This is a genomic window from Nocardioides sp. SLBN-35 (assembly GCF_006715725.1).
In the GTDB taxonomy this organism is placed as follows: domain Bacteria; phylum Actinomycetota; class Actinomycetes; order Propionibacteriales; family Nocardioidaceae; genus Nocardioides.
On record NZ_VFNU01000001.1, the window covers coordinates 711950 to 729317 of the forward strand.

General features: G+C 72.5%; 17 protein-coding genes. 9 read left to right on the forward strand and 8 right to left on the reverse strand.

The window, feature by feature from the left end:
* Positions 1-50: 50 nt before the first annotated feature.
* The gene (locus tag FBY23_RS03570; RefSeq protein WP_141796887.1) at positions 51-635 is read right to left on the reverse strand and encodes a TetR/AcrR family transcriptional regulator; all 585 of its coding nucleotides are present in this window, start codon (positions 633-635) and stop codon (positions 51-53) included.
* A 290-nt stretch (positions 636-925) separates the two neighbouring features.
* Between FBY23_RS03570 and FBY23_RS03575 the strand changes: the two genes are divergently transcribed.
* Both FBY23_RS03575 and FBY23_RS03580 read left to right on the forward strand, forming a co-directional pair.
* Complete coding sequence (locus tag FBY23_RS03575) at positions 926-2347, forward strand: APC family permease (protein WP_141796888.1); 1422 nt, start codon at positions 926-928, stop codon at positions 2345-2347.
* 1 nt (position 2348) lies between these two features.
* Positions 2349-3704 carry an NAD(P)/FAD-dependent oxidoreductase gene (locus tag FBY23_RS03580; protein ID WP_141796889.1) on the forward strand — a complete coding sequence of 452 codons (1356 nt, stop codon included), beginning with the start codon at positions 2349-2351 and terminating at the stop codon, positions 3702-3704.
* Between the two features lie 4 nt (positions 3705-3708).
* On the opposite strand, the gene FBY23_RS03585 is transcribed toward FBY23_RS03580, so the two are convergent.
* Genes FBY23_RS03585 through FBY23_RS03595 form a run of 3 tightly spaced genes read right to left on the reverse strand, consistent with a single transcriptional unit; the run spans position 3709 to position 5879 of the window.
* Positions 3709-4524, reverse strand: a complete 816-nt coding sequence (locus FBY23_RS03585) for an arylamine N-acetyltransferase (RefSeq protein ID WP_141796890.1) — start codon at positions 4522-4524, stop codon at positions 3709-3711.
* A 21-nt stretch (positions 4525-4545) separates the two neighbouring features.
* On the reverse strand, positions 4546-5316 hold the full coding sequence (locus FBY23_RS03590; RefSeq protein WP_141796891.1) for an SDR family oxidoreductase: 771 nt from the start codon (positions 5314-5316) through the stop codon (positions 4546-4548).
* Complete coding sequence (locus tag FBY23_RS03595) at positions 5313-5879, reverse strand: nuclear transport factor 2 family protein (RefSeq protein ID WP_141796892.1); 567 nt, start codon at positions 5877-5879, stop codon at positions 5313-5315. Before FBY23_RS03595 ends, FBY23_RS03590 begins: the two co-directional genes overlap by 4 nt.
* Before the next feature lie 87 nt (positions 5880-5966).
* Here FBY23_RS03595 and FBY23_RS03600 point away from each other — a divergent pair, with 87 nt between their 5' ends.
* From FBY23_RS03600 to FBY23_RS26590, 4 genes are all read left to right on the forward strand, one after another.
* Positions 5967-6929, forward strand: a complete 963-nt coding sequence (locus FBY23_RS03600; RefSeq protein WP_160158146.1) for an SDR family NAD(P)-dependent oxidoreductase — start codon at positions 5967-5969, stop codon at positions 6927-6929.
* 4 nt (positions 6930-6933) lie between these two features.
* Positions 6934-8502, forward strand: a complete 1569-nt coding sequence (locus tag FBY23_RS03605) for a long-chain-fatty-acid--CoA ligase (protein WP_141796894.1) — start codon at positions 6934-6936, stop codon at positions 8500-8502.
* Entirely contained in the window at positions 8499-9200 is a 702-nt protein-coding gene (locus FBY23_RS03610; RefSeq protein ID WP_141796895.1) for a VOC family protein, read from the forward strand. The genes FBY23_RS03605 and FBY23_RS03610 overlap by 4 nt, the downstream gene beginning before the upstream one ends.
* 167 nt (positions 9201-9367) lie before the next feature.
* On the forward strand, positions 9368-9589 hold the full coding sequence (locus FBY23_RS26590) for a hypothetical protein (RefSeq protein WP_260805723.1): 222 nt from the start codon (positions 9368-9370) through the stop codon (positions 9587-9589).
* Positions 9590-9596: 7 nt separating this feature from the next.
* Here the strand turns inward: FBY23_RS26590 and FBY23_RS03620 are convergent, their stop codons facing one another.
* Complete coding sequence (locus FBY23_RS03620; protein ID WP_222117714.1) at positions 9597-10574, reverse strand: helix-turn-helix domain-containing protein; 978 nt, start codon at positions 10572-10574, stop codon at positions 9597-9599.
* A gap of 119 nt (positions 10575-10693) precedes the next feature.
* Here FBY23_RS03620 and FBY23_RS03625 point away from each other — a divergent pair, with 119 nt between their 5' ends.
* Genes FBY23_RS03625 through FBY23_RS03635 form a run of 3 tightly spaced genes read left to right on the forward strand, consistent with a single transcriptional unit; the run spans position 10694 to position 14654 of the window.
* The gene (locus tag FBY23_RS03625) at positions 10694-12421 is read left to right on the forward strand and encodes a class I adenylate-forming enzyme family protein (protein WP_260805724.1); all 1728 of its coding nucleotides are present in this window, start codon (positions 10694-10696) and stop codon (positions 12419-12421) included.
* Complete coding sequence (locus FBY23_RS03630) at positions 12418-13605, forward strand: acetyl-CoA C-acyltransferase (RefSeq protein WP_141796896.1); 1188 nt, start codon at positions 12418-12420, stop codon at positions 13603-13605. The genes FBY23_RS03625 and FBY23_RS03630 overlap by 4 nt, the downstream gene beginning before the upstream one ends.
* Positions 13602-14654, forward strand: coding sequence for a hypothetical protein (locus tag FBY23_RS03635; protein ID WP_141796897.1), 1053 nt, complete (start codon positions 13602-13604; stop codon positions 14652-14654). The genes FBY23_RS03630 and FBY23_RS03635 overlap by 4 nt, the downstream gene beginning before the upstream one ends.
* Here FBY23_RS03635 and FBY23_RS03640 read toward each other — a convergent pair.
* Genes FBY23_RS03640 through FBY23_RS03650 form a run of 3 tightly spaced genes read right to left on the reverse strand, consistent with a single transcriptional unit; the run spans position 14645 to position 17265 of the window.
* Positions 14645-15505, reverse strand: coding sequence for an acyl-CoA thioesterase II (locus FBY23_RS03640; protein ID WP_141796898.1), 861 nt, complete (start codon positions 15503-15505; stop codon positions 14645-14647). The genes FBY23_RS03635 and FBY23_RS03640 overlap by 10 nt on opposite strands.
* Positions 15505-16320, reverse strand: a complete 816-nt coding sequence (locus FBY23_RS03645) for a DUF1295 domain-containing protein (RefSeq protein ID WP_141796899.1) — start codon at positions 16318-16320, stop codon at positions 15505-15507. Before FBY23_RS03645 ends, FBY23_RS03640 begins: the two co-directional genes overlap by 1 nt.
* A 36-nt stretch (positions 16321-16356) precedes the next feature.
* Positions 16357-17265, reverse strand: a complete 909-nt coding sequence (locus FBY23_RS03650; protein WP_141796900.1) for an SDR family NAD(P)-dependent oxidoreductase — start codon at positions 17263-17265, stop codon at positions 16357-16359.
* Between the last annotated feature and the right edge of the window lie 103 nt (positions 17266-17368).

A 17368-nucleotide genomic window follows, 5' to 3' on the forward strand; every position in this document is an offset into this window, starting at 1 on the left:
CACGCCGGGAGCGGACCCGCGGGTCCCGCTGGACGGGATCGCCGCGCGGGTCAGGGGGTGAGGGTCGCGCGGGTGTGGCCGATCGCGGCCTCGCGCTGGGCGGTGCCGCCGCCGTTGACGATCGCGATCGCGAAGCCGTCCCACATCGCCCGCAGCCGGGCAGAGAGCCCCTCCGGGTCGCCGATCCCGGGCAGGCAGGCGCGCAGTACGACGACCAGGTCGTCGTGCCAGTGGTCGTCGAGCTCGCGTTGCGCGGCGGCCAGCTCGGCGTCGTACGGCGCCCGCGCCCACAGCTCCAGCCACAGCATCCAGCGCGGGTCGCGCTCGTCGACGGGCAGGAAGACGCCGGCGAACTCGAGGACCGTGGCGAGGTCGCCGGTCCCCGCGGCGGCCTGCTCGAGAAGGGGCGCCCGCTGCTCGGCGTACTGGCTCTCGCTCCAGCGCAGCGTCTCCAGGAGCAGGCCGTTTCGGGTGCCGAAGTAGTAGAGGAGGTGCCCGCCGCTGGTCTCCAGGCGGGCGGCCAGCGAGGCGATGGTGACCTTGCCGAGGCCCTGCTCGGCGATCATCTCGAGGGTCGTGGCGAGCACCTGCTCGCGGGGCCGGTCCAGGCGCCGGTTCGATCGGGTGCGTGCCACGCCCACACCCTAGGCCGCGGCCCCCACGTCCCCGCCTGGTGCGCGACGTTTCCGACTCGATCTGGCTGCGTCGGCGTCGCTCGAAGGGCGATCCAGCACGACTTCGCTCCGCCGCCTTGCCATAGCGGCCGGAAACGCCGCTCGCGACGGCGGCGACGTGGGGGACGCAGCCTGGACAAATCGTGCCGGGGTCTTGACGGGGACCCGTGTCGTACGTCACTTTGAATGTCGTTCAAACTTTTGTACGACGTTCAAAGTGCGTCGAGAGGTACTGCCGAGGAGTCCGGGAAATGACCGAAACCATCACCGCGAGCGCGGCGGAGACCACGCCCGTCGAGTCGGGACACGGGGGAGGGCTGGCTCGCGTGCTGGGCCCGGCCGGAGCGGTCCTGCTCGTGCTGTCGTGCATCACGCCGGCGTCGAGCCTGTTCATCATCGTCCCCGAGATGATGGCCAGCCAGGGCAGCGGCGTGGTCCTCACGATCCTCGCCGGCATCCTGATCTCGGTCGCGGTCGGCGCCTGCTACGCCGAGCTCGGCACCCGGGTCGCGAGCGCTGGCGGCGAGTACGCCATGGTCACCCACACCCTCGGCCGCTGCGCCGGATGGCTGACCTTCGCCCTGTCCGGCGTGCTGCTCTGGGTGATCCCGCCGGTCATCGCGCTCGGCACCGCCGACTACCTCGCCGACCTGGTGAACCTCGACCGCGCGCTCACCGGCGCGGTCGTCATGCTCGTCGCCACCGGCATCGCGCTGCTCGACATCCGCGCCAACGCGCTGGTCACCGGCATCTTCCTGCTGCTCGAGATCGTCGCCGCGGCCGTCGTCGCACTGCTCGGCGCGGCACACGTCCAGCGCGGTCCCGGCGAGCTGCTGGGCGCACACGTCCTCGGCGACAGCGGCCTCGAGCCGTTCACCGCGGCCCTGCTGGTCTCCGGGCTGACCGTCGGCGTGTTCGTCGTCAGCGGATTCGGTACGGCGGCCTACCTGGCCGAGGAGGTCGTCGAGCCCCGCCGCAACGTGGCCCGCGTCGTGTTCTGGTCGCTCGGCCTCGGCGGCCTGGTCATCCTGGTCCCGACCGTCACCACCGTGCTGGCCGTCGACGACCTCGGCGCGCTCGCGACCGGCGACTTCTCCGAGTTCGTCCGGGCCTGGGGCGGCGACGCCACCGCCGTCGCGGTCAACCTCGGCATCGCGATCGCCATCCTCAACGCCGCCATCGTGATGGTGCTGCAGAACAGCCGCGTCGTCTACGCGTCGGGCCGTGACCGGGCCTGGCCGCCCGCCGTCAACCGCGCGCTGAGCCTCCTCGGTCCGCGGTACGGCGCCCCCTGGGTCGCCACCCTCGTGATCGGCATCCCCGGCGCGGTCCTCGCGTGGGGCGTCGACATCGAGGCCCTGCTCGGCATCACCTCGGTGATCATCTCCGCGATGTACGTCGTCCTCGCGCTCGCCGCGATCCGGGTGCGCCTGATGAGCACCGCCCCCGGCTGGCGGATGCCGCTGTGGCCCCTGCCGCCGCTGCTCGTCGTCGTCGCGGTCGGCTACGCCCTCGTCGGCGCCGACCCGCTCGACCTCGCCATCACCGGCGGCATCCTCGCCGTCGCCCTCGTCTACTACCTCACCTACCTCGCCCGCCGGCCCGACGAGCGCTTCGTCGTGATCGACCCGACCGACGAGCCCGCCCTCGAGCCCGCCTTCCAGGAGAACTGACATGACCCTCCACGACGTGATCGTGATCGGTGCCGGCGCGACCGGCCTGACCGCCGCCTGGCGCCTGGCCGAGGCCGGCCAGGACGTGCTGGTGCTCGAGGCCCGGGACCGCGTCGGCGGCCGGCTGCGCACCGACCTCACCGACGAGGCGGGCGCGCCCGCCGTGTTCGAGATGGGCGGCCAGTGGGTCTCGCCCGACCAGGACGCGCTCATCGCGCTGGTCGACGAGCTCGGGCTGGCGACGTACCCCCGCCACCGCGACGGCGAATCGCTGTACGTCGGCCGCGACCGCGTCGCGCGCCGCTTCACCGACGACCTGCCGGTATCGGAGGCCACCAACGCCGCGATCGCCGAGCTGGCCAAGAAGCTCGACGAGCTCGCCGCCGCGATGGACCCGGCCCGGCCGTGGGAGCTCGAGGACGCCCGCCACCTCGACAGCATCTCGCTGCGCGCCTGGCTCGAGGAGCAGTGCGACGACGCCGAGGCCCGCGACAACATCGCGCTCTACCTGGGCCCCGCGATGCTGACCAAGCCCGCCCACGCGTTCTCCGCGCTCCAGGCGGTGCAGATGGCGGCCAGCGCCGGCTCGTTCAGCAACCTGCTCGACGCCGACATCATCCTCGACCGCCGCGTCGTCGGCGGCCTGCAGTCGGTCCCGATCGAGCTGGCCAGCAGGCTCGGCGACCGGGTCCGTCTCGGCCAGGACGTGACCCACGTCGAGTGGAACGACGGCGGCGCGGTCGTCCACGTCGGCGACGAGCAGCACGCCGCGCGCCGGCTGGTGCTCGCCGTACCCCCGACCGTGGTGCGCCGGGTCCGGTTCACCCCCGAGCTGCCGGCCGAGCACCGGATCGCCCGCGAGCACCAGTCGTTCGGGCTCGTGATCAAGGTGCAGGCGATGTACGAGACGCCGTTCTGGCGCGAGGCGGGCCTCGACGGCACTGCGTTCGGGCCCTACGAGCTGGTGCACGAGGCCTACGACAACACCCCCGAGGGCGAGTCCCGCGGTGTCGTCGTCGGCTTCGTGTCCGACGTCAACGCAGACGCGGTCGGCCCGCTGTCCGAGGAGGAGCGCCGCGGGCGGGTCCTCGACTCGCTCGCGACCTACTACGGCGAGCAGGCCCGCCACCCGATCGCGTACGTCGAGAGCGACTGGCAGCACCAGGAGCTCACCGGCGGCGCCTACGGCACCAGCTTCGACCTCGGCGGCCTGACCCGCTGGGGCCACGTGCTGCGCCGCCCGGTCGGCCCGATCGAGTTCGGCAGCAGCGACGTCGCCGGCCACGGCTTCCAGCACGTCGACGGCGCCGTGCGGGTCGGCTCCGAGATCGCCGAGGGGATCCTCGCCGCCGGCTGACCGGTCAGAGCCCGGCGACCCGCTCCAGCAGTCGCCGCTCCTCGTCCGGGGTCAGCGGTACGGCGAGCGCGCGCAACCAGTCGGTGAGCTCACCGGGCGCCAAGGGACGGTGCTCGGTGGGCTCGCCCGGTCGTCGTACGGTCAGCGCGGTGGCGGTGACCGAGACGTGGCGACCCTCGTCGTGGCGCGTGATCATCAGGCCGTTGCGGAAGTGCGAGGTCGCGAACGTGCTCGTGTAGTGGTGCCCGATGACGACGTCGACCGGCAGCACAGGCAGCTCGTCCGTGGTGTGCGCGTGCTCCCAGCCGGCCTCCCGCAGCCGCTGCAGGCCCCACCCGCCGCCGGTGCGCACCACCCGGTAGGGCCAGCCGTCCTGGTCGCTCTCCGCGCCGTCGGCCAGGACCACAGGTCGCACCAGGCTCATCCCGAAGCCGGGGTCGCACAGCAGCCGCTCCCCGTCGAGGCGCACCTCGACCGTCATGTGGGTGCGGCCCTGCACGTCACCCGTCGCCGGGTCCCCGACCCTGCCGAGGTGCCGCTCGACGTCGTACCCCAGGCGGTCGAGGGCGGCCGCGAACACCGTGGCGTGCTCGAAGCAGTAGCCGCCCCGCCCCCGTCCCACGAACTTCTCGCTGAGCACGTCGAGCCCGACGCCGCGGTGCTGGCCGAGCAGCACGTCGACGTTGTCGAAGGTGAACGTCCGCACGTGCGCCCGGTGCAGCGCGTCGAGCGCGGCCCGCGACGGTGGCGCCGCCGTCAGGCCGAGGCGATCGAGGTAGCCCGCCAGGTCGAGCCGGTCGGTCTGCCAGGGGTCGCTCACGTCTCGATCGTACGGACCCGATCAGCCGCGGGTGCTCAATGACGCGGCGTGCAGGAGGCGACCCAGGCCGCGCTCGTAGCGCACCGGGTCGAGCGCCATCCGGGCGCGGGACTCGTAGGCCATCCGGTCGGTGTCGCACGTCCACTCGCCGCGCTCCATGGCGCGCAGGCCGGCGGCGGCGATGTCGCGGGGGCGTTCCTTGACGCCGTCGACATGGGCGGCCATCCGGGTGTCGACCGAGCCCACGATCAGCGAGGTGACCGTGATGCCGTGCGGTTCGAGCTCGGCGCGGGCGATGCCACCGAGGTAGAGCGCGGCCGCCTTCGACGGGGAGTAGCCGCCCATGAAGGCGGTCGGGGCGATCGCGGCGACCGAGAGGACGTTGACGATCGAGCCGCCGCCCTGGGCGGCGAGCACCGGGGCGAAGGCGCGCGTCATCGCCAGGGGAGCGAAGTAGTTGACCTCCATCTCGCGGCGGGCGACCTCGGGGTCGTCGGTCTCGACGAGGCGGTGGTTGCCGAAGTAGCCGGCGTTGTTGACGACGACGTTCGCGTCGGTGCAGGCCGCGGCCGCGGCAGCGATGTCGTCTGCCGAGGTCACCTCCAGGCGGACGATGCGTGCGCCGGTCGCCGCCAGCTCGGGAGTGATGTCGTCGGGATCCCGCACCCCGGCGTAGACGGCCGCGGCACCGCGGGCGACGGCCTCCTCCACGAAGGCGAGGCCGATCCCGCGGTTGGCGCCGGTGACGAGGATCCGGGCGCCGTCGACGCGGGCTCCCTTCAGGCTGCTCATGCGTGGACCTCCGGGGCGAGCGAGTCGGCGTACAGCACGTCGTCGGGGTGCTTGGCGCTGCGGCGCAGCGGGCTGTCGGGGCCGGCGATCAGGCCGAACGCCCACCCCTCGGCGCGATCCATGTCGTGGTTCCACTCCCAGCGCAGCACTCGGTGCCGGATCCCCCAGCGCCCTTCCTCGCGGGCGAACTCGTCGACGATCCGGGCCGCTGTGAGGGTGTCGCCGACGCCACCGTCGGGGCGACGTACGCGTGCGAAGGCGAGGACGTACGACTCGACTCGTGCGGTGTCGGCGTCGTCCGGGTCGAGCTCGACGAGGATGTTGGTGGTGAGGTGGGTCGTCACCGCACGGGGGTGCGTGAGGGCGTCGGCGACCGAGGCGAGGTAGTCGCTCGCCGGGCCGACGAACAGGCCGCCGTGGTCCTCGGTGGCTCCCGGCAGGTAGCAGTCGGCGACGGTCGCGAGGTCGCCGCGGTCGATGCCCCGCATGTAGCGGACGACCACCTCCTGGATCTCCTGCTTGTCCAGCAATGTCGCCATGCGGCGGGCGTCGGTGGGGCTCATCGGGCACCTCTCGGGGGTCGTTGACCACTAACTCTGTTTGCGATAGTAATGGCTACCACATCGCCACGCGAGACGGATGGAGCACCGATGGACAACCTGCAGCTCGACGCCGAGGTGGCGGCCGACGACACGATCGGATTCAGCCGGCTCGGGTACGAGCGGCGGCGCCCGACCTGGGACGACGCCGACATGACGAACGTCGCGGGCAGGACCGTGGTGGTCACCGGATCCACGGCCGGGCTGGGGCGTGCCGCCGCGGAGGAGCTGGCCCGGCTCGGCGCGCACGTGGTGGTGATGGGCCGGGACCGGGTGCGGACCGAGGCCGCCGCGCGCGAGATCCAGGCGGCCGCAGCCAACGGCGCGGTCGAGGCCGTCGCCTGCGACCTCGCGTCGCTCGCCTCCGTCCGCGCCGCCGCGGCCGAGCTGCTGGAGCGTCTCCCTCGCATCGACGTCCTGGTCAACAACGCGGGGGGCATGCAGGACGAGCGGCTCGAGTCGGTCGACGGGCACGAGCTGACCTGGGCGACCAACATGATCGGGCCCTACCTGCTCACCGAGCTGCTCCTCGACCGGATCATCGCCTCGGCGCCGGCCCGGATCATCGAGATGACCTCGGGCGGTGCGTACAGCCAGCGCATCGACCTCGGCGACCTCACCGGTGAGATCGAGGTCTTCGAGCCGAAGGCCGTCTACTCGCGCACCAAGCGCGCGCAGATCATCCTCACCGAGGAGCGTGCCGCCCAGCTGGCCGACGAGGGCGTGGTCTGCCACGTCGCCCACCCGGGTTGGGCGTCGACGCCCGGCCTGCTCGAGAGCGACTCGATGGCCAGCTTCGTACGTCGTTTCGGCGACGTGCTGCGGACGGCCGGCCAGGGTGCGGACACGGCGGTGTGGCTGGCCTCGGCGGACGAGCCGGCGCGCAGCTCGGGCCTGTTCTGGCACGACCGCCGTCCCCGCGAGACCCACCGCACCGAGGCCACCCGCGAGACGCCCGAGGAGCGGCAGGCGCTGATCGCCACGCTGCGCCGCGTCACGGGCCTGGCGGGCTGAGCGGATGACCGGGCAGACGGCGTCGATCGCGGACATGGTCCGCCGGGCCGCGGCCGCGCACCCGGACGCCCCCGCGGTCGTCGGTGAGGGCCGTTCGGTGACCTTCGGTGAGCTGGACACCCGATCCAGCCGGGTCGCCGCCGGCCTGGTCGAGCTCGGCCTGGTCGAGGGCGACCGCGTCGCGTACCTCGCCCGCAACGCCACGGAGTACTGGGAGCTGTTCTTCGGCGCGGCCAAGGCCGGCGTCGCGCTGGTTCCGCTCAACTTCCGGCTCTCCGCCGGCGAGATCGAGTGGATCCTCGGGGATGCCGCCCCTGCCGTCCTGGTCGCCGAGGAGCACCTCGCCGACCTCGTCCCCCCGACGTACGACGGCCACCGCCTCGTCTTCGCCCAGGGCGATGCCACGGCGACGGCCCGGCCCGGCTGGGACACGTTCGAGGCCTGGATCGCCCGCCACGGTGAGAGCGACCCGCACCGCGAGGTGACCGGTGACGGCCTGCTCACGCTGATCTACTCGTCGGGCACCACCGGGCGCCCGAAGGGTGTGATGACGACGGTGGCGAGCATGCTCTGGGCGGTCGAGGCGTTCAGTGCGCAGTTCGACGCCGGCCGCGACGCCGTCAGCCTCGTGCCGACGCCGTACTACCACGTCGCGGCGGGCGGGTGGTCGCTGCTCGCACTCAACGCCGGTGGCCGGATCGTGCAGTTCACCGAGGTGACGCCGCAGAACATCCTCGGCCAGCTGGTCGGGCACCGGGCCACCCACGTGATCATGGTGCCGACGCTGATGCAGCTGTTCATCAGCAGCCCGGAGGCTTCGGCAGCCGACTACTCCAGTGTCCGCTGCGTCGTCTACGGCGGGTCGCCGATCTCAGAGACCGTGATGGTCGGCGCGCAGAGGGTCTTCGGCGCGGACCTGGCACAGAGCTACGGCCTGACCGAGACCATCGGCGTGACGACCGTGCTCGCGCCGGCCGACCACGTCGTCGGTGCCGACAGCAAGCTCCGTTCGGCCGGGCGTGCGGTCCCGGGCATCGAGCTGCGGATCGTCGACCCGGACACCGGCGCGGACCTGCCGACCGGCTCGGTCGGGGAGATCTGCGCGCGCGGCCCGTCGGTGACGGCCGGATACTGGCGCAGACCCGACGAGACGGCCGCCGCGTTCTGGCCCGACGGCTGGTTCCGCACCGGTGACGCGGGCTACCTCGACGAGGACGGCTACGTCTTCATCATGGACCGGATCAAGGACCTGCTCATGTCGGGCGGCGAGAACATCTACCCGGCCGAGGTGGAGAACGCGATCATGGCGCACCCCGCGGTCCAGGAGGTCGCGGTGATCGGCATCCCCTCCGACACCTGGGGCGAGACGCCGCTCGCGGTCGTCGTGCCCCGGGCGGGGGCGAGCATCGACGACGCCGAGCTGATCGCGTTCACCCGCGAGCGGCTGGCCCACTACAAGTGTCCGACCGCGGTCGAGGTCGTCGACGCACTGCCCCGCAACCCGTCGGGGAAGGTGCTCAAGAGAGAGCTGCGGGCCCCGTGGTGGGCCGGGCGCGAGAGGAGTGTCGGATGACGCACTGGGCGATCCTGCGCCAAGTCGTGCTGGGCGTGGCGGACATCGAGGTGGCCGCGAAGGAGCTCCGCGAGGAGCTCGGCCTGGGCCAGGGCTTCGAGGACCCGATGCTCGCCGACATCGGACTGGCCGACCACACCGTCCGGGTCGGGCCGGTGGCCCACCTCGAGCTGGTCGCGCCGCTGCACGACGACGTCTCGATCGCGCACTGGCTGGCCAAGGGCGGGCCGGGCGGCTACTGCCTCTCGATCCAGGTCTCCGACGTCGACGAGCGGATCGCCGCGGCCGAGCGGCTCGGCATCCGGCTGGTCGCGGACCTGCCGGTCGACGGCCACCGGGTCGCCCAGCTGCACCCCGCCGACATGGGCCTGCTCGTCGAGCTCGACGGAATCGCCGACCCCGACGTCTGGTTCTGGGACGCGATCGAGGTGCCCGAGCCGGAGGCGCCCCAGGTTGTCGACGTGCTCGCCGTCGAGGTCTCCTCGCCCGACCCGCGCGCCCAGGCCGAGCGGTGGAGCGCGCTGTTCGACGTGCCTCTCGAGGTGGTCGACGGTACGACGCAGCTCCGGCTCGGCTCGCGGACCGTCCGCTTCGTCGCTGGCGAGCGCAAGACCTTCACCGCGGTCGACCTGGCTGCGGCGCCGGGCGTCGCGCCGCGCGCCGTACGGCTGAGCGGCGTCGAGGTGCGGGTCCGCTGAGCACGCGGGTCTTCAGGACCGTCGAGGAGCTCGCCGGTGCCGTCGGCGAGCACCTCGGCCACTCCGGTTGGGTCGTCGTCGACCAGGACCGGCTCGACCGCTTCGCCGCTGCCACCGGTACGACGGACCACCTGGCGCTCACCCTGGTCCCGCTGCTCAGCGCGCAGGTGCACGACTTCCGCGGCTTCTCGATGGGCGTCAACTACGGCTGCGACCGGGTCCGCTTCCCGGCGCCGCTGACGCCGGGCGCCCGGGTGCGGGCGGGCGTCGAGGTGACCGCGGTCGAGCCTCTCGGTGGTGGTGTGCAGGTGCGCACGACCGTCACCGTCGAGAGCGAGGCCGGGCAGGCGATGTGCGTGGCCGAGACGATCGCGTACCTGGTCCCCTAGAAGCGTCTCAGGCTCCCGGGCTCGCGGCCGGGTCGACCTGGCCCAGCTCGATCTGCGCGCCGGTCAGCGTCTCGCCGCACTGGTCGCAGGCGAGGATCCCGTGGAAGGCACTGCCGCACGCGGGATGCGTCATCTCGATCGCGGGGCCGTCGGGCGATCCCACCCACCGCTCGGACCACTCGATGGTGGTCGCGATGACCGGGAAGACGGCGAGACCCTTCTCGGTGAGCCGGTACTCCGCCCAGTCGGGACGGGTCGCCGTACGGACCTGCTCGAGGATGCCTCGCTCGCACAGTGCGCTGAGCCGGTCGGCGAGCAGCCCCGGCGGGACGCCGAGCAGTGTCTGGAAGTCGGTGAACCGGTGCACGCGCAGGAATGCCGCGCCGACGAGCGCCGAGGACCAGCGGTTGCCGAAGACCGCCATCGTGTCCGGGTAGAAGCTGTGGTCGACCGCCGTGCCGCGCGAGCCCGAGCGCCGCCGGGTCGTCGTCTCGGGCACGGACTCACGCCATCCGCCCGTCGGGCCCCAGGTCGCCCGCAGGTCCCGAGCCGTGACCGGCTGGTGGCAGTGGGCGCAGGTCAGCACCGGGGCGAAGTCCTTGCCGCAGGCCCGGTGGTGCATCGGCGGTGTCTCGTACGAGTGGTGGGAGACCCAGGCCAGCTCCCAGCCCCAGATCGCGGTCAGGATCGGCCAGGTCGAGCGGCCCTGCTCGGTGAGGACGTACTCGGACCGTGGCGGGTGTTCGGAGTACATCCGCTTCTCGATCAGCCCCTCGCGCACGAGGGTGTCGAGCCGGTTGGTGAGCACGGCGTGCGAGATGGGCAGCTGGGCGCGGAACTCGGAGTACTTGCTGCGCCCCAGCAGGGCGAGGCGGAGCAGGAACAGCGACCACTCGTCGCCGAGCAGGCCGAAGCCACGGGACAGTGAGTTCGAGCCGGGCCGGGAGGGTGGGACCGAGTGGTCCGCGGGAGGGGCGGCGGGCACCGGAGCAGGATACGGCCAGCGGTGCTCCGGGGAGTCGTTGAGTAACTCTGTTTGTTGCAGTAACGTGCCTCACACAGTTCCGCGGCCGCTCGTCGGCCCGACCGAGGAGAGCGACCAACGTGAGCGTGACCGTCGTCAAGGGCCTCCACCCGCAGGAGCGGGTCGAGGAGTTCGTCTCCCGGGGTTGGTGGACCGACGAGACCGGAGACGGCCTGTTCCGGACCCGGGTGGCGGCCAACCCGGACCACCTGGCGATCGTCGATCCCGCCAACCGCGAGGCGCTCGTCGGCTCGAGTCCGCGGCGGCTGACCTGGCGGGACCTGGACGGCGAGGTCACCCACCTGGCGGCGCGACTGCTCGAGCTCGGGGTCACGGCAGGGGACGTGGTGGGGGTGCAGCTGCCCAACACCGCGGAGCTGGCCGAGGTCTACCTCGCGGCCTGGACGCTCGGCGCGGCGGTGTCGCCGCTGGCGATGCAGTACCGCGAGCACGAGGTCGTCACCATGGCGACCGCGGCCGGCATGAAGGTGCTGATCACCGCCGAGCGCTTCGGCGAGCGGGGGATGGCTGCGGAGGCCGTCGAGGCGATGGGGCGGATCCCGAGCCTCACCGCCGTCATCGCGTACGGCGCCGAGCTCTCCGCCGCGAGCCGTGTCGAGGGCGCGTTGGTCGTCGTACCCCAGGAGGCGACGCAGGACGACCGTCAGGCCGTGGCAGTCCATCGGGAGCAGCACCCGAGCGACCCCAACCGGCTGGCGACGATCTGCTGGACCTCGGGCACGGAGAGTGCGCCGAAGGGCGTGATGCGGGCCCACTACGACTGGATGCTGTTCTCCTGGTGCACGGTCGACGCGCCGCGGATCGTCGAGGACGACGTCCTCCTCAACACCTTCCCGATCATCAACATGGCCGGCATCAACGGGATGCTGCTGCCCTGGCTGCGCACCGGCGCGACGATGATCCAGCACCACCCGTTCGACATGGCGACCTTCTTCGCGCAGATCGCGCAGGAGCGGGTCACCTACACGCTCGCTCCTCCCGCGCTGCTCTGGACGCTCCTCAACAACGAGGAGCTGCTGGCCAGGATCGACCTGTCCAGCGTGACCCGGATCGGCTCCGGCTCGGCGCCGCTGCAGCCGGCGATGGTGCGCGGCTGGCAGGAGCGGCACGGGATCGGGATCATCAACTTCTTCGGCTCCAACGAGGGCATCTGCCTGCTCTCGAGCCTCGAGGACTTCCCCGACCCCGACGACCGCGCGCAGTACTTCCCCCGCTACGGCCACCACGGCACGTCCTGGACCGGCAACGCGGCCGAGTGGACCCGGGTCAAGCTGGTCGACCAGGCCACCGGTGAGGAGGTCACCGAGCCCGGCCGCCCGGGCGAGCTGCTGATCGGGGGACCCCAGCTCTTCGCCGGGTACGTCGGCGGCGCCCGCCTCGGCGACCTGCTCGACGACGACGACCTGCTGAGGACCGGCGACATCTTCGAGATCGCCGGCGACGACGACCAGTTCCTCAAGTACGTCGACCGCTCCAAGGACATGGTGATCCGCGGCGGCATGAACATCGCGCCCGCCGAGCTCGAGGGCCTCATCGCGCAGCACCCCGCGGTCGCCGAGGTCGCGATCATCGGCGATCCCGACGAGATGCTGGGCGAGCGCGTCGCCGCGGTGGTGGCGCTGCGGCCCGGGACGACGCTCGAGCTCGACGAGCTCGTCGCGTTCCTGCGCGGCCACAAGATCGCCAGCTACAAGCTGCCCGAGCGGCTGGAGGTGCGCGACTCGCTACCGCGCAACCCGGTCGGCAAGCTGCTCAAGCGCGAGCTGCGGAAGGAGGGGGCTCGATGACCGAGGCCCTCGTGTACGACGCCGTCCGCACCCCGCGCGGCCGGGTCCGCAAGGACGGCGGCACCCTCGCCGGCGTGCCGGCGTACGAGCTGTTCGCCGGCCTGCTCACCGAGCTCGCCGACCGTGGCCTGCCGCCCGAGAGCGTCGACGACGTCGTCGCGGGCGTGAGCACGATCCACGGCGAGCAGGCGGCCGACGTGCCTCGCCTGGCGGTGATGAAGGCCGGCTGGCCCGACACCACGCCCGCCGGCATGGTCTCCCGGATGTGCACGTCGGGGCTCGACGCGCTCGCCACCGGCGCCGCGCAGGTCCGGGCCGGGATGGCCGAGCTGGTGGTGGCCGGGGGCGCGGAGTCGATGTCGCGGGTGCCGATGTTCAGCGACCGTCCGGCGTTCGCGCTCGACGACGACCTCGGCGAGCTCACCGGCTTCGTCACGATCGGCGTCTCCGCCGACCTGACCGCGGCCAAGCACGGCTTCACCCGCACCGAGCTCGATGCCTGGGCGGTGCGCTCCCACGAGCGCGCGGCCGTGGCCGGGCCGGGCCGCCACGTCGTCCCCGTCCGGCAGGACGGCGTGGCCCTGCTCGACCGCGACGAGGGGGCCCGAGCCGGTACGACGCTCGCCGGCCTCGCCGAGCTGTCCCCCCTGTTCGGCGAGGACCCGTTGTGGGCGCGGGTGGAGCGCCGGTTCCCCGGATTCACCCGTCCCGCCGAGGGCCTGCACACCGTGGCGACGGCGCCGCAGCTGTGCGACGGTGCCTCCGCCGCGGTGATCGGCTCCGAGCGCGCCGCCGACCTGCTGGGCCGGGCACCGGTCGGCCGGATCGTCAGCTGGGCCCACACGGCCGTCCGCTCGCCCGGTCTCGACGGCACCGTCGAGGCCGCCCGACTCGCCCTCAAGCGCGCCGGGATCACGGCGAGCGACGTCGACGTCGCCGAGCTCAACGAGTCGTTCTCGGTCACGCCGCTGCTGCTGGTCCGCGAGCTCGGGCTCGACCCGGAGCGGGTCAACATCGAGGGGGGCGCGGTCGCCGTCGGCCACCCGCTCGGCGCGAGCGGCGGGATCATCCTCGCCAACGCGCTCGACCTGCTCGCCCGCCGCGACGGCCGCTACGGCCTGCTGGTCATCCCGGCCGCGCTCGGCGTCTCGATGGCCATGGTCGTGGAGCGGACGGCCCGATGACCTACCGCGTGGTGCAGTGGGCGACCGGCGCGATGGGCAAGGCCGCGCTGCGCTCGATGATCGACCACCCGGGCGTCGACGTCGTCGGCGTCTACGTCTACGGCGCGAGCAAGGTCGGCCGCGACGCCGGCGAGCTCGCCAACCGCCCGCCCACGGGCGTCCTGGCGACGAACGACGTCGATGAGATCCTCGCGCTCGGGGCCGACGTCGTGGTGCACGCTGGCCGGCTCGGCCCCTACGGCAGCCACGACGACGACCTGGTCCGGATCCTCGAGTCGGGCAGCAACGTCATCAGCATCAACGGCTACAGCCATCCCGAGCACTGGGGCGGTGAGCGGCTGGGGCGGCTGGAGGACGCCTGCAAGAGGGGTGGCACCTCCCTCATGGGCGCCGGCCTCAACCCGGGCTTCATCGCCGAGCAGATCGCGACGGTGGCCACCAGCGTGTGCCTGTCGGTCGACCACATCGAGATCGTCGAGGCCGCCGACGCCTCGGAGGTGCGCGACCCGGCGTACCTCTTCGACGCGCTGGGCTTCGGCGCCGACCCGGCCGCCGTCGACCCGAACGACCTGTCGTGGGGCCCGGTCTCCTCACTCAACGGGATGTACGAGGAGACGCTCGCCGCGGTCGCCCGCCGGCTCGGGATGACCCTCGACCGGGTCGAGTCCGACCACCTCGTCCATGCGACGACCCGCGACCTCGAGGTCCCCGCCGGCGTCATCCCGGCCGGCACCATCGGCCACACCAACTGGCGCTGGCACGCGATCGTCGATGGTGAGCGGCGGCTGACCATGTCGATCCACTGGTACGTCGACCGCAGCCACCTCGACGACGCCGAGCCGCCGCTGTGGCAGGTCCGGGTCACCGGGCACCCCGGCGTCCGGATCGCCGTCGACCTGGTCAAGCACCCCGACGACTCGAGCCGGATGGGCGCGGAGCAGTACGGCCTCGCCGGCCAGGTGATCAACGGCCTGCCGCACGTGGTCGCGGCCGAGCCAGGAGTTCTGACCCGGCCGCTCGCCACGCCTTTCCGGGCCGACTACGCCTGACGGCGCAGCAGCGCCTGCTGCGTCACGTGGCAGACCGCTGCGCCGTCGGCGGTGAACGCGGTCGCCTGGACCAGTGCGCGGGAGGCGTGCGCCATCGGCGTGACGTGCTCCCACATCAGCCAGTCGTCGGCGCGGAACTCGCCCTGGAACCACATCGCGTGGTCCAGCGAGACCGCCCACCAGTCGCGGGCGAAGGTGTTCTCCATGCCGACGGCGAGGCCCTGGGGGGTGACCGCGGTCGACATCAGCATCAGGTCGCTCTGGTAGCCCGCGGCGGCGATGTGGAACAGCCGGTCGTCGGGCAGCTCCTCGGCCGCGCGCATCCACACGTGGATCGGCGGCGCGGCCGAGTGCGCGACGCGGGCGGTGGGGTCGACGTCGCCGACCCGGACCTCGACGCCGTCCATGCCGTCCCACATGGAGCTCAGGCCGCCGTCGGCCTCGGCCAGCTCGGCGAACGGCGGTGAGTCGTGGGGTGCCCGGGTCTGCGGGGCCGGGCGCTGGTGCGCGATGCCGTCGTCGACGACGCCGCCGGTGACGGTCGAGACGCAGAGGAGACGCTCGCCCTGCAGCACCTCGACCCGGATCGTCGCCTGCTGGCGGCCGGCTCGCACCACGTCGGCGCTGAGGGTGAGCGGCTCGTCGTGCCGTCCGGCCCGCAGGAACGAGGTGTACGACGAGTGGATCGTCTTGTCGTCGCCGAGCGCCCGCCCGGCCGCGACGAGCGTCTGCCCGACGAGCTGGCCGCCGAAGAGCTGCGGCAGGCCGAGGTTGTCGGACGCGGTGGTCCACCGCAGCTCCCCGACCTCGGTGAGGTCGAGGAGCCCGGCGAGCTTGGACCTCGTGCGCATCAGCCGGCCCGGACCCGGCGCGGCGGCATCGGGAAGAAGCCGCTCGTGCTCTCGAGGTACGCAGCATAGGCGTCGCCCTTGCTGCGCAGCATCCGCCGCTCCAGCAGGGCCTTGCCGCTGTAGCGCAGCAGCAGGACGGTCATGATCACCGGCGACAGCACGGTGGCCAAGCCGATCGGGTGGCCGAGCGAGAGCAGCCAGAGCGCCGTCCACACGCAGGAGTCCCCGAAGTAGTTGGGGTGCCGGGTCCACGCCCACAGGCCGCGGTCCATCACCTTGCCCTTGTTGGCCGGGTCGGCCTTGAACCGGGTGAGCTGCCAGTCGCCGATCGACTCGAAGCCGAACCCGACCATCCAGAGCGCGATCGCGACGACGCCGAGCACGCCGAGCGCGGTGTCCTCGTACATCGCGACCTGCACGGGCAGCGAGACCAGCCACATGAGCACGCCCTGCAGGCCGTAGATCTTGCGCACCAGGAACACCACGAGGTTGCCCTCCCGGTGGCGCATCAGCGCGGTGTAGCGGGGGTCCTCGCCGTGGCCGAGGTTGCGCCTGCCGATGTAGAAGCCGAGGCGAAGGCCCCAGATCGCCGTCAGCAGCAGGACGACGAGCCGGCGGGTGTCGTCGCCGTCCGAGCCGGCGGAGACGAGATAGCTGACCGCCGCGACGACGACGAAGCCCGGCCCCCAGACGATGTCGATGATCGACTGGTTCCTGATGAGGCACGCGACGGCCATGACGATCGCCATGACGGCGACGACGGCGCCGGCGCTGACTGCGAGGTTGAGGGCGAGATCGCCCCAGGGGTAGGACATGTACGGGTTTCCTTCGGTGGGATGGGGGTTTCGCGGTCAGACGAGGTCGGCGGCGAAGTCCTGGAAGGCGGCCTGTGCCTCGGGGAACGTGCGCCGTTCGCCGGCTCGGCTCCGCTCGACGAGCGCGACGAGCTCGTCGGGTGCGATCTCGGTGCCGGGGAAGCGCACGGTCGCGCCCTCGGACGTCTCGCCGATCCGGATGCCGTCGGCGCCGGCGACCATGGTGGTGCCGTTGAGCACGCAGCGCGGGTCGACGAGCGCGGTGGCGACCGGCGCGACCTTCTCGGACGTGAGCAGGTCGGCGTAGCGCTCGTCCATGTTGGTCTCGGTCATCTGCGTCGTGGCGTAGGGGAGCAGCACGTTCGTGTGGACGCCCTTCGCGCCGCCCTCGGTGGCCGCGGTCTTGGCCAGCGCGATGACGGCGCCCTTGCTCGCGGCGTACGCCGACACGGTGGTCTCGCCGTGCAGCCCGGCGGTCGAGGCGACCATCAGGATCCGGCCGCGGCCGGCCTCGCGCATGACCCGCGCGGCCTCGGCGGTGACGAGCACCGTGCCGAGCACGTTGACGTCGAGCACCTGCCGGAAGTTCTCCGGCGTCGTCTTGTGGAACATCTGCGGGTTGCTGATGCCGGCACTGGTGATCACGCTGTCGAGGCGGCCCCAAGTGTCGAGTGCGAGGGCGACCATGGAGCGTGCCGACTCCGGGTCCTCGACCGCGCCGTGGTGGGCGATCGCCGTGCCTCCGGCGGCGGTGATCTCGGCGACCACGTGGTCGGCCGGGCCGCGGCCGTCGGCGTCGACCTGGCGGTTGCGGTTGTTGACGACCACGCGTGCGCCGCGGCGGGCGAGGTCGAGGGCGAACGCGCGGCCCAGGCCCTTCCCGCCGCCGGTCACGACGGCGACCTGGTCGGCCCAGACGTCCTCGGGCTGCGTCGATCCGTTCACGTTCGGTTGTCCTCTCACGGCGATTCATGGCGAAGTCGGGCGGTTCCGGGAGGCTTCTTCCCTAGAACCTCTGTTAGTTGTAGTGTGAACGGGACGCTGTGGC

Coding starts and splice junctions, on each gene's coding strand:
- FBY23_RS03575 (WP_141796888.1), top strand. CDS start 926: ATGACCGAAACCATCACCGCGAGCGCGGCGGAGACCACGCCCGTCGAG.
- FBY23_RS03580 (WP_141796889.1), top strand. CDS start 2,349: ATGACCCTCCACGACGTGATCGTGATCGGTGCCGGCGCGACCGGCCTG.
- FBY23_RS03590 (WP_141796891.1), bottom strand. CDS start 5,316: ATGAGCAGCCTGAAGGGAGCCCGCGTCGACGGCGCCCGGATCCTCGTC.
- FBY23_RS03595 (WP_141796892.1), bottom strand. CDS start 5,879: ATGAGCCCCACCGACGCCCGCCGCATGGCGACATTGCTGGACAAGCAG.
- FBY23_RS03600 (WP_160158146.1), top strand. CDS start 5,967: ATGGACAACCTGCAGCTCGACGCCGAGGTGGCGGCCGACGACACGATC.
- FBY23_RS03605 (WP_141796894.1), top strand. CDS start 6,934: ATGACCGGGCAGACGGCGTCGATCGCGGACATGGTCCGCCGGGCCGCG.
- FBY23_RS03610 (WP_141796895.1), top strand. CDS start 8,499: ATGACGCACTGGGCGATCCTGCGCCAAGTCGTGCTGGGCGTGGCGGAC.
- FBY23_RS03630 (WP_141796896.1), top strand. CDS start 12,418: ATGACCGAGGCCCTCGTGTACGACGCCGTCCGCACCCCGCGCGGCCGG.
- FBY23_RS03635 (WP_141796897.1), top strand. CDS start 13,602: ATGACCTACCGCGTGGTGCAGTGGGCGACCGGCGCGATGGGCAAGGCC.
- FBY23_RS03640 (WP_141796898.1), bottom strand. CDS start 15,505: ATGCGCACGAGGTCCAAGCTCGCCGGGCTCCTCGACCTCACCGAGGTC.
- FBY23_RS03645 (WP_141796899.1), bottom strand. CDS start 16,320: ATGTCCTACCCCTGGGGCGATCTCGCCCTCAACCTCGCAGTCAGCGCC.